This is a genomic window from Mesorhizobium sp. M0152, from assembly GCF_040322415.1.
GTDB lineage: Bacteria > Pseudomonadota > Alphaproteobacteria > Rhizobiales > Rhizobiaceae > Mesorhizobium.
In genome coordinates this window covers 1-12,201 of record NZ_JAMYTH010000012.1, presented here as the reverse complement: position 1 = coordinate 12,201, position 12,201 = coordinate 1, and the positions used below count along the sequence as shown (strand labels likewise).

General features: G+C 60.2%; 6 protein-coding genes. 5 read left to right on the top strand and 1 reads right to left on the bottom strand.

Annotated elements, in window-relative coordinates; genetic code table 11:
• Positions 1–263 precede the first annotated feature (263 nt).
• The 4 genes from NKJ26_RS14565 to NKJ26_RS14550 are packed head-to-tail and all read left to right on the top strand — an operon-like array spanning position 264 to position 5,846.
• A complete protein-coding gene (locus tag NKJ26_RS14565) occupies positions 264–1,712 on the top strand; it encodes a TolC family protein (protein WP_352695877.1) in 1,449 nt (482 codons plus the stop codon).
• A 40-nt stretch (positions 1,713–1,752) separates the two neighbouring features.
• The gene (locus NKJ26_RS14560; protein WP_352695876.1) at positions 1,753–3,885 is read left to right on the top strand and encodes a type I secretion system permease/ATPase; all 2,133 of its coding nucleotides are present in this window, start codon (positions 1,753–1,755) and stop codon (positions 3,883–3,885) included.
• A 40-nt stretch (positions 3,886–3,925) separates the two neighbouring features.
• Entirely contained in the window at positions 3,926–5,215 is a 1,290-nt protein-coding gene (locus tag NKJ26_RS14555; RefSeq protein ID WP_352695874.1) for an HlyD family type I secretion periplasmic adaptor subunit, read from the top strand.
• A complete protein-coding gene (locus NKJ26_RS14550) occupies positions 5,205–5,846 on the top strand; it encodes a ribbon-helix-helix domain-containing protein (protein WP_352598063.1) in 642 nt (213 codons plus the stop codon). Before NKJ26_RS14555 ends, NKJ26_RS14550 begins: the two co-directional genes overlap by 11 nt.
• Before the next feature lie 43 nt (positions 5,847–5,889).
• Here NKJ26_RS14550 and NKJ26_RS14545 read toward each other — a convergent pair whose 3' ends face one another.
• Entirely contained in the window at positions 5,890–6,834 is a 945-nt protein-coding gene (locus tag NKJ26_RS14545; RefSeq protein ID WP_352598062.1) for a transglutaminase-like cysteine peptidase, read from the bottom strand.
• Positions 6,835–7,157: 323 nt separating this feature from the next.
• On the opposite strand from NKJ26_RS14545, the gene NKJ26_RS14540 reads away from it, so the two are divergent.
• On the top strand, positions 7,158–12,201 hold a 5,044-nt coding region (locus NKJ26_RS14540), incomplete at its 3' end, for a beta strand repeat-containing protein (RefSeq protein ID WP_352695873.1).

Below are 12,201 nucleotides of genomic sequence, written 5' to 3'. Positions count from 1 at the left end.
TGAACATGATTCTGCCTGTATTGACTAACCGCCTTCTTTTCTTGTGGTTTCCAGGCTTGGCAGCGTTCGGACATAACCGCGGCGGGTCGGTATTTATGTGCCATTTTTGCTACATTTCGCAATCTTATGGCCTGAAACTGCTATTTAGGGACATCTAAAGCTCTCATATTTTGTAAATCTGTTGGATAGTCCACCAACGGCAGGCCTTGGCTTGGTTGTAGCGCTTGGAAATAAGGCGCTGGGGAAACGTTGGGGTGGGATAAATGAATACGACAACTGCGTCGGCGGTGGGCAAGCGCCTTGGTGTTTTGATGGCGGCTACCATGCTGGCCTGCGGGAGTGCTCATGCGCTCACGCTCAAGGAGGCGATGGCTGTTGCGGTGGAGTCCAATCCCGAAATTGGGCAGGCAATCGAAAACCGCGAAGCAATCGAATTCGAGTTGCGGCAGGCTAAGGGCCTTTATCTTCCCAGTGTCGATATCGAGGCATCGGCCGGCGTTCGCCGTCTCGACAATTCGTCCCGGCGGTCGCTTTCCATAGAAGATGACTCGCTTTATCCGGCGGAAGCCGATGTGGTGGTCACGCAGAAACTGTTCGACAGCGGAGCGCGGCGCGCGGAATTGAATCGCCAGGCGTCACGAGTTGACGGAGCGTCCTTCCGGGTGCTGGAACGGTCGGAATTTATCGGGCTGTCCGTTGTCCAGGATTATCTAGAATACATGCTGCAGGCTTCCATCGTTGCCGAGGCGAAGAAAAACCTGGGCTTCCATCAAGCGATTCTGGGCGATATCCGGCAGGGTATTTCGGGCGGCGCGCTAAACGAGGCAGACCGGCAACAGGCAGAGGAGCGTCTGTTCGCGGCCAAGGCACGCATGCAGGAGGCGACCGAAGAACTGGAAGCCTCCAAGATCCGCTTCTTCAAGACCGTCGGGAAGCCGCTGGTCAATGCGTCGCGGCCGGGGGACGTCGCCGCCGCACTTCCGAGGTCACTCGACGACGCGCTGGGCTTGGCGCGACAGAGCAATCCACGTGTTCACATGGCCACCAGCGATATCGCCGCCGCCGCTTCCCAGGTGGATGCGGCCCGGGCGAAATACGGCCCTGAAGTCGTGGCTGAAGGCCGCGCCAGGGCAGGCACTGACATTGACGGCGACGATGGGGACGCCAGCGACCTGCAGGCGCGTCTGGTGCTGCGTTGGAACCTCTACAGGGGCGGCATAGACAAGGCCAACGAGCAGGAACAGATCCGCCGCGCGAGCGAACAGCGGCTTGCCTATCATCAGGTGTTGCGTGAGATCGAGGAGGCTGTCCGCACGTCATGGGATCGCCGCTTCAGGCAAGCCGACCTTGCAAAGACCCTCAGGCTGCAAGCAGCTTCCAGCGAAAAGCTGGTTTCGTCCTACCGCGAGCAGTTCAAGGTAGGCCAGCGGTCGTTGCTCGACGTGCTCGATGCGCAGAATACGCGGTTCAACACGGCAACCCTGGCGGATACCGCCTCCTATGCGTCGCTGTTCGCCCAATACCGGCTGCTGGCGGCGACCGGACAGTTGCTGAAAACGATGAACCTTCAGCCGGCGAAACAGGCCACGGCCTATGCACGCACCGAGTTCGGGACACCGGAGACGGCTGACACCGAAACCTACGCACGGACGCCATCGGAACAGAAAAATGATCTGCCCTTCGATATTCTTGCCCCAGTGAGAAAGAAGTAAAACAGCTAAAGGTCCAGCGAGAGTCTCTTGCGGGCAAATCGTGAACCAGAAACCCAACATCCTCTCCCCCAAGGAGGCGTTCAAGGCCTGCTTCTCAGGCGTTGCCGGATATCTCGGCAGACCGAGCGCGGAAACAGTGCTGTTCGCGGGCGTGCCGCTTTCGGACACGCGAATTGAAATCGACGATATCAGGCACCTTGCCGAGCGCATCGGTTTGGAAGTCACCGAGTTCAGCCACCGCGATTTTCTCAGGGGACGCGTCGACCTGCCCGCTATCGTCTTTCGGGTCGGCGCGTTGCCGGTCGCCCTGCTCGCGCAAGGCGAAGACGGTGCATACGTCACCGTGCCCCAGGAAGACGGCCGTACCACGATTGGCAGATCCGAGCTGGCCGCCAGCTATATCAGCGGCGGCGCTTCCTTCTCGATCACGTATGCCAATGCCGCCGAGGGAATGAAGGTCGGGTCGGCGCAGCAGATCGAAAGACGCCACTGGCTTACGGGAACGATGGGCGCTTTCTGGCGCACCTACTCGAAAGTGGTCATGGCGGCAGTGTTCATCAACATGCTGGCCATAGCCTCGCCCATCTTTACGATGAACGTCTACGACAGAATCCTGCCAAACAAGGCGATATCCACATTATGGGTTCTGGCCATCGGCATTGGCGCCGTCATCCTGTTCGACCTGCTTTTGAAGACCGCCAGAGCTTCCCTGATCGACTATGCCGGACGCAAGGCAGATCTTCGGATATCGTATCTTCTGTTTGAAAAAGTGCTGAACTCGTCGCTGTCGGCGCGTCCCGGTTCGACCGGCGAATACGCGAACAGGGTCACGCAATATGAGTTCGTCAGGGAGTTCTTCACCTCGAACACCATCAGCGTGTTCATCGACACGGCTTTCGTCTTCGTCTTTCTTCTCGTCATTTATGCAATAGGCGGCTGGCTGGTGATCATACCGGCGCTGGCCTTTGTGATGTCCGTCGTCGTCGGCCTGATCACCCAGCGCCGCATCGGCAAGCGCGTCGCCGCCTCGATGAACGAAGCTTCGCAACGCCAGGCCCTGCTGGTCGAATCCATTTCCACGCTGGAAACGATCAAGTCGCTGCGCGCCGAGGCGTATCTGCTGCGCAAATGGGGGGAGCACTCCAAGAACGCCGCCAACACGTCCGAGAAGATCAAGCAACTTTCGGCGGCCGCGGGCAACATAACCCAGTCCATACAGCAGTTGGTGACCGTCGCTCTGGTCGTGGCCGGCGCATATGCCTTCTCGGAAGGCCATGTTTCGACAGGAGCAATCATAGGCACGGTCATGCTGGCGAGCAGGGCCGTGGCTCCGCTCGGCCAGATCGCCATCACGCTGTCCCGGTTTCGCCAGGCCATGCTCTCATTGAGAATGGTGAACTCGATCATGGCTCAACCGGAAGACCGGCCGGACACGGTGGGTTTCGTCAACCGCCCCATTCGCAATGGGGCGATGGTGTTCAGGAACGTCGGGTTTGTCTATCCCGGCTCGGAGAACGAGGTTCTGACCGGTCTGAATTTCTCGGTGAAGCCGGGAGAGCGGATCGGCATCATCGGCCGCATAGGATCGGGAAAGACGACGATGGGTCGGCTGATCGGCAGGCTTTTCCTGCCGACCTCCGGTGAGTTGCTGCTGGATGGGATCGATATTCGCCAGTATCACCCGTCGGAGGTTCGCGCCGCGGTCGGCATTGTTGCGCAGGCTGGCGATCTGTTCTCGGGCACCATCAAGGAAAACCTCCTGATGGCATGTCCCGAGGCGACCGATGAGCAAATCATCGAAGCGGCAAAGGCAGCCGGCGTCGACGATTTCGTCTCACGCCACCCGCGCGGCTACGACATGAATGTCGGCGAGCGCGGCACCAATCTTTCAGGCGGCCAGAGGCAGACGGTGGCGATCGCACGCCTGCTGCTGACCAAACCGAAAATCGTCTTCCTCGACGAGCCATCCGGCTCTATGGATCTCGCATCCGAACGCCAGCTGATAAAGCAGCTCAAGGTCGCCTTTGACCGCGACACCACGCTGATCGTCTCCACTCACCGTTTCAGCATGCTTGAACTGGCTGACCGCCTGATCGTGATCGAACAGGGCAAGATAGTCGCGGACGGACCGAAAGACCAAGTCATACAGGCGCTGCAGAAAACAAGCGCCTGACAAACAATGTAGATGCATCCAATGCGTTGGGGCGTGGGAAATGCTTGCCAAAGAAGACCGGCCGCCGCTGTTTGCGTCGGCGTCCATATTCATCATAGGAGCGCTTTTTGTCGTTTTTGTCGCCTGGGCGTCCTTTGCCGAAGTCGATGAGATCGCGCGCGGCGACGGCAAGGTGATACCTGCTTCCAAGACCCAGGTCATTCAGGCCAGTGAAGCCGGCGTCGTTCAGGAAATCGCGGTGACCATCGGCCAGATCGTCAAGAAGAACGATCTCATCATTCGGCTCGACAACACGCTCAACACGTCCAGCCTTGGCGAGCAGCAGGCCAAGGCGCGCGCGCTGGAAGTGCGCATTGCACGGCTGAAATACGAACAGGGGGGCAATCTCTCCGGCTCATTTCCGTGCCCACAAGACATTCAGTCGGTCGCCCCGCAAATCTGCGACAATGAACAGAAACTGCTCATCGCCCGGCGCGAGAACTTCGACAACAAGCTCTCCGTGCTTAAGTCACGCCTCGATCAACGCGAGAAGGAGCTGGCCGAGGCGGTGGCCAATTCCGACCGTCTTACCAAGGGCCTTGTTGTCAGCGACCAGGAGGCAAAACTCATCGATGCGATGGTCAAGAAAGGCCTGATGGCAAGGACCGAGCAGCTCCGGGTCGAGCGTGAACAGACCGACCTCAACGGCCAGTTGAATCTGGCTGGCGAGACTATCAAGAAGGCCAAGGCGGCGATCACCGAGGCACAGCTTCAGGTCGAGGAACTTGGCCTGCAGCTCCAGCAGGAAGCCTTGGACGACCTCACCCAGGCGCTGGCGGATCTTTCGGTGGTGGATGAAACCATAAGGGGGGCGACCGACAAGGTGGCGCGCACCGATATCAAATCTCCGGTGGACGGGATCGTCAACACGCTGGAGCTGAACACGGTCGGCGCCTTCGTCCAGCCTGGCGCTGTCGTGGCCGGCATCGTGCCGACCTCCGAGACTTTGCTGGTGGAGGCACGGGTCTCGCCACGCGATGTCGCGTTCATCCGCCCCGACCAGGAAGCGCTTATCAAGGTCACCGCCTACGATTTCTCGATCTTCGGCGGCATCGAAGGCAAGGTCTCCAATATTACAGCCGACAGCCTGGTCGATCAGAAGACCGGAGAACCTTATTATCAAGTGCGCGTGTCGACGGATAAATCGACGCTTGAAAGAGATGGCAAGGCCTACTCGATCATCCCTGGAATGATATGTTCGGTCGACATCAAGACCGGGCGCAAGACGATCTTGCACTACCTCTTGAAGCCGATCAACAAGGCGCGTGAGGAGGCGATGAGTGAGCGGTAGCCCCAGCTTTCAGCATCCCGATCGCGAGCGGCTGCTTCCGCCAGTGACCGCCGAGGATTTTGGGCTGGAGTTTCGGGTCGTGGCGCGTGGCGGCATACGACGCGGCATCCGTTTGGAACGGGCATTCTGGATGACCCTGAAGCAGATCGCCGAGAGCAGGAAATGCACGATCGGCATGCTCATCGATGAGATCGCCGAAAATCAGGCGCAGACGGGCAACCTGACATCCGCGATCAGGGTGGCCTGCATGCGTGGATTGGCGGGCGAAAACCTGACCTTGCGAAGGCTTGCGTCGATCAATACCGTCAACGCCATACTGGTCGCTTGCCCGTCACCGGCCTTTGCGTTGGCTTCGTCCAAGAAGATCCTGACGTTCAACGCGTCGTTCCAGCAGCTGGTCAAGCGTCAATTGCCGATAGCACCGAACGATGATGCACGGCACGACCTCAAGCTGGCGCTGGACCTCAACGTGGCGGATATCTTCGCGCGGCTCGATGCCAATGGCGAAGCGCCGGTGGCCACCGGTTTCGTCATCGGCGCTGGTGAACGTCGATACCGAGGCCAGTTGAATGCGGTGCGAGCCCCGGTACTCGAGCCGGAGCTGCTGATGGCGTTCGTATTCGGCGGCTAAACCACGGAACAAACCGGAATACGCCGCGCAATCATGCCGGAACCTACGGCTGAAAGCCCTCGCCCGGCGCGACGGTCGCGAAGCCGCCCTTGATGTCGGCCATCTCGGCTCCGCCCGGTTTTGAGCCGTGGATCCAGGCCCGGTCCGTGCTGAAGGAGTAGAGCGGAACGTAGTCCGGGAGATCGCTGTCGCGAACAACGATGTTGCTGAGACTGTCGAGAATGAAAGTGCCGCTGCCTGTGCTCACCGACAGCACTGCGTGAAAGAAACCTCTCCTGCGATCCTGGAGAACGACGAGCGCCATGCTTTGCGTTGGAATGCCGGCCCTCAGCAGAGCCGTCATCTTGAGGATGGCGAAATCCTCGCAGTCGCCGGCGCGCCGTTCGAGAATTTCCGAAGGCTTCGCCCAATAGTCGAGTTTGCCGTAGACGACGCTGTCTTTCCGGTAGGCGATCAGGCGATTTACGCTGCTGTTGACGAAGGATAGTTTCTCGCTGAATCCCTTGCCCTGGGCGGCGGAGATCATGCTGGCAAAAGCCGCGCTCTTGCGCTCGCAGGCGCTGCCCGCCGAGCAGGCGGCGATTGCCTGGTAGACGGGCGCCCAGCGGACCGAGACGGGAAAATTGCGCATGGACAAGGCAACCGATCCGAATACGCCCGGAATGATCGACGCCGTCTGCACCGGATCGATCCCGGCATCGCCTTGCGCCGTTGACGGACCATCTCCGCGATCGGCAGCCGCCGGCCCATAGCTCCCGAATACCATGCCGATCCGGTAGGCGGCCGCAGGCTGCCAGGGCTGCGGCCTCGACAGCGAAACACCGCCGAGACAGGGCGGCGTCTGGACCTTTTCCAGAGGCGCGCCGGATGCGGCGGCATCGCTGGAAACGGCGTTCGCGAATGAATGTCCGGTCAGGCCGAAAAGCCCGATTGCCAGCAAGAGCACCTTGAGCCCGGTTTTTCCCAGGGCTGAATTTTCTTTTTTCATAACGCCCACCTTTGACTGTGGACGCTACCAATATTGTCTCAAATTATCGGAAAGGAAGGTGGATAACTTTCCTGAAAATAGTCTTGTCCATTTTCTGTAAAATTTTATTCAATTTTATACTTTGATTTACCAAGACCGGTCGATCCATCCCGGGCAAGTCGGTCCCGTGGAAGCTAATGTATAGCCCGTTATATTGTTGTGGTTTACCACGAGTAAAAAATGCTAATCAATGCATATCGGGATATATGAAATAGATTAGAGGACTGTTGCAAAGCATAAGGTGTCGCTGTCTCTTGCCGGGAAATACCGGAGGGGTTTGAGCAATGACCACCAATATCGAGCTGGACAGTTTTTCGGGTTCCCTGGACCAACATTCCGCGTCCAATGAACACAACAGCCAGACATCGCCTGCACAGATCCAGGTCGCGCAAGCAACGTCGACGCAGCCTGCGCCGGCGGCATCCGAACCGGTGCCGGTCGATGTTGGCGGCGGAGCGCCCGTCAAGCCCGAAGCGCCGGCGGCGACACCCGCGGCGGCAACCGCCCCAGCAGGCGCGGCGCCGCATGAATATGTGGCCGACGCCGGCAACATCGTAAAACTTCCGTCCAACGTTTCCATCGACAACATCAAGGTCGATGGCCACAACCTCGTGCTCGAACAGGCCGACGGCTCCGTGATCGTGATCAAGGACGGCGCCTTGAACGTGCCGACCTTCATGATCGGCGACGTCGAGGTGCCGCGCGTTGCCTTGCTGGCGGCCTTGGAAGCCAGCCATGTCGATGTTGCCTTCGGTGCCGACGGTTCCATATCGGCCGGCCCCGGCGGTTCGAATTCAAGTGCGGGCGGGGACTTCTCGATCCCCCCCGGCGGCATCGGCGATGGGTTCGGCCTGTCAGCCCTGCTGCCGCCGACGGATTTGCAGTTCGGGCGATTGGAACCACGTGAGCTGACGATCGGACTCAGGGAAGAAGATACGGCGCCGACGATCGACCTCGGCTCGGGGTTTGTCGTCAACGAGGCCGCTCTCTCCGACGGCACGGACCCAGCCAGTAGCGCCGAACAGGTTTCAGGAACCTTCAACATCGTCTCGGGCAATGGCATCGGCACGCTTGTCATCGACGGTGTCGACGTGACCAACGGGGGCAGCGTCCCTGGTCAATACGGCACGCTCGTGGTTACCGGAAATCCAACGGACGGGTATAGCTGGGTCTACACGCTCGCCGACAATACCCTGGATCACCACGACACGTCCTCGACCGGAACTACAGAGGGGGTTTCCGACAGCTTTGCCGTCGTCGTGACCGATACGGACAACGATCCGGCGACAGCCACGCTCGACATCGGCGTGCTGGATGATGGTCCGACGCTTTCGGTCCAGACAAATGCACAAGCGGCACAGTTGCTTTCCATCGAACTCGACGAGACGGTGGGTGCGGACCGCTACAATGGCGGCATCGGCGAGGCTGAGGATGCCGGTGGCAACGCCAACACGGACGATGCCGGCCCAGGACTGGCCCAGGTGACGACCGGCCTGGCCGGTGGTCTTTCTTCGCTGTTTGCCGTTGGTGGTGTCTACGGAGCGGACGGACCAGGTACGACGTCCGGGCAGTTTGCGTTCACCGGCATTCCTGCCGGCGGCCTTGCGACCAATCTGACCGCCACCGATGGTGGTGCTGTCACGTTGTTCCTCGAAGGCGGCATCATTGTCGGCCGCGATACGCAGGGCGATCAGGTTCTCACCATTGCGATCACCGGCGCGCCGGGCGCCGAGCAGCTGCAGACCACGCTCTATGAAGCGCTCGATCATGGCGCCGACGGCAACAAGTTCGATTCCGAGCTCAATCTGTCGCTGACCAATGGCGGCCAGGTTCAGCTTCAATATGAGGTGACGCGCCAGGATGGCGACGGCGACACTGTTACCGAGAAAGCAACCGTCGACCTGATCGACGCCAATGGCTCGGCATTTTCCTTCGACGATGACGGGCCAAGCCTTACGGTCGGCGCCAATGATGGAGCCGCTGGCCTGCTTTCGGTCGAACTCGACGAGACTGTCGGCGGGGACCGCTATAATGGCGGCGAGACTGAAGACGCTGGTGGCAACGCCAACACGGATGACGGCGTCGGTCTGGCGCAGGTCAACACCGCTGTGTCGAGCGGACTAACCAGCCTGTTCACGATCGGCGGCAGCTTTGGCTCGGACGGTCCTGGAACCGTCACCGGAACTCTGAGCTTCACCGGCATTCCTGCCGGCGGCCTTGCGACCAATCTGACCGCCACCGATGGTGGTGCTGTCACGTTGTTCCTCGAAGGCGGCATCATTGTCGGCCGCGATACGCAGGGCGATCAGGTTCTCACCATTGCGATCACCGGCGCGCCGGGCGCCGAGCAGCTGCAGACCACGCTCTATGAAGCGCTCGATCATGGCGCCGACGGCAACAAGTTCGATTCCGAGCTCAATCTGTCGCTGACCAATGGCGGCCAGGTTCAGCTTCAATATGAGGTGACGCGCCAGGATGGCGACGGCGACACTGTTACCGAGAAAGCAACCGTCGACCTGATCGGCGCCAACGGCTCGGCATTCTCCTTCGACGATGATGGGCCGAAGGCCATCGGCACTGCCCAGATCACCGCAAATGTCGACGAGGACGGTCTTGATAACAGCCAGTCGACCGGCAATGTCGACAATCCGCAGATCGACGGCGAGGTGACCGGGATAAATTTGGCCGTCGCCACCGGTGTTGCCGGTGCATTGAACGCACTTGTCGATTTCGGCTCAGACGGGCCGAATGCAACCTCGGCCTTCAGTCTGATTACCCAGACGACCCCGTCGGATTCGGGCCTCGATTCGAAAGGCGGCAACGTCCTCATCGTCTCCGACGGCACGACCTTGACCGGCTACGTCGATGTCGGTGGCGGCGCTGGATACCAGGCGGGCACGGACCGGCCTGTCTTCACGCTGACGGTCGGCGGCGATGGCTCCTATGTCTTCACGTTGATCGACCAGATCGACCATCCGACTTTGAATGCGCTTACGGGCGATGATACCGAAAACACTCTGGCCAATGGCGGAATCGATCTCTCGTCGTTCGTGGTCGCCAAGGACGGCGACGGCGACACGATCGAACTGGCGGCTGGCACGTTCAAGGTCCAGGTGCTCGACGACATTCCGCAGATCGCCGCGCGCAACGCGGACACAACGACCACGACCACGACCGAAACGATCGTCTACACGCTGCAGGCCGGCAACACCGACGTTCGCGGCATGGACGGCGCCGGCAACCACGACATCAGGCTGACCGGCGTCGACGTCAATGGCAACGACGATTCCGTCAACACGACAGGCATCAAAATCGGCGTAGGCGACGCCCAAACCATCGACGGGTACGACGCCCATCCGAAGCCGAGCGGCCCTGAAATCCTGACGATGGATTTCGTCAACAATCTCGTGATCACATCAAACCCAAATCCGGTAGCCAGCGACAGCGGTTCGTATGACGTCGACTCGGTCAAGTTCACGATCGACGTCGCCGAAGCCAAAGGTATCGAGGACGCCGTCCTGTTCATCGGCGCCAAGGACGGTGGCGTATTTGAGCCGTTCACGGTGAACATCAACGGTGTGGCAACGGCCGGCACGGCTGTGTTCGAAGCCGGTGTTCAGGTCGGCTACGCTTTTGCCGGCGTGCCGGATGGGGCCGTCGTCGAGGTCATCGGCAGCACGCCGTTCGACCAGCTCAAAGTGGGCAACTACAATGATTTCACTTTCGATTCCAATGCTGGCGGAACTGATGCGACCCTGACCGGCGGAAACTCGTTCAAGATCTTTGGCATTGAAGCAAAGGTAACGACCACCACCATCGGGACGGAAGTCTTCCGGGTCAGCCACGACGAATCCGCCGGCGTCAACACCGCCGCCGATCCCAATCCGGCGGACGATACCGCGCTGCCTCCGCCGGCTGAGGTCAGCGAGGCGGGAGCACTCGGTTATGCAAAATCGTCAGCCAGCGCGCTCGGCCTGTTCAGCGCCTCGGTCGGCGCGGACGACGACGCGACATTCTCCTTTGCCGTCACCGATGCGAACGGCAACCCGCTGCTAAACGTCGATTCCGGCCTCAAGACGCTCGATGGCTCGGCGATCCTGCTGTCGACCAACGCGGGCGGCGTGCTCGTTGGTTCGGCCAACGGCGTCGACATCTTCAAGGTCTATGTCGATCCGACCGGAGCGGTCTGGATCGGCCAGTATCAGCCGATCGCCCACAGCACCGACGGCGCCAGCACGGCGGCCTTCGACGACATCGCGACGATCACCGCCGACCTGCACGTCCAGGCCACCATCACCGATTTCGACGGCGATTCGAGCACTGCCGTGTCCAAGGTGGCCTTGAGCATCGAATTTCAGGACGACGGACCGCTGGCTATCGACGATCACGATTCGGTCACCGAGGACGGGCCGCTCACGGCGGACGGCAATGTGATCACCGGCGTTGGCGGCGCCGACGTAAATGTAACAGATGGCCAGGCGGACCACCTTGGCAGCGACGGCTTCGGCTCGATCGCCTGGGACGGTGCGGCAGCCAATCATGTTGCAGGAACCTACGGCCAGCTGATCGTTAGTGCCGACGGTGGTTACAGCTACGTGCTTTATACGCAAGCTCAGAATCCAGCCGGCTATGCCGCGGTGCAGGGGCTTTCTGTCGGCCAAAGTTTGACCGAAAGCTTCGACTACACGGTGACGGATCGCGATGGCGACACATCGCCGGCTTCGCTGACCATAACGGTGAATGGCGCGGACGACATCACCACCATTTCGGGGCTCACGACACAGGCTGAAGGCGGCGACACGGTCGTCGACGAAAAAGGCCTTCCGCCTCATGGATCCGAGTCTGCGGGCTCCGGTGAGCTCCTGAACGGCAATCCGTCGGACAACTCCGATCAATCGGAGACGAACATCGGCACGTTCGCTTTCACGTCACCGGATGGTCTGGGATCGCTGCAGGTTGGTGGCACCAGCATCACTTATGCAGAACTTGCGAACTCCGCCGCAGTGCCCATCGTCATCGCAGGTGGCCCAGCCTATGGAACATTGACCATTACTGGTTTCAGCGGAACAAATGCCGGTGGCACCGTGAGCTACAGCTTCACGCTCACCGACAATCTCGATCATCCGGCCACGGGCGTTGTCGGGACCGCCGATCAGCTCTTTGCGAATTATCCTGTTGTCGTCACCGATGAGGATTCGAGCTTCTCGACCGGGACGCTGTCGATTGCCATCAATGATGATGGACCGCAGGCCAACAATGACGGCCCGGTGACGCCGGCCGAGGACACGGCGGTGATCATCAACGTGTTCGTCAATGATGTCGCCGGCG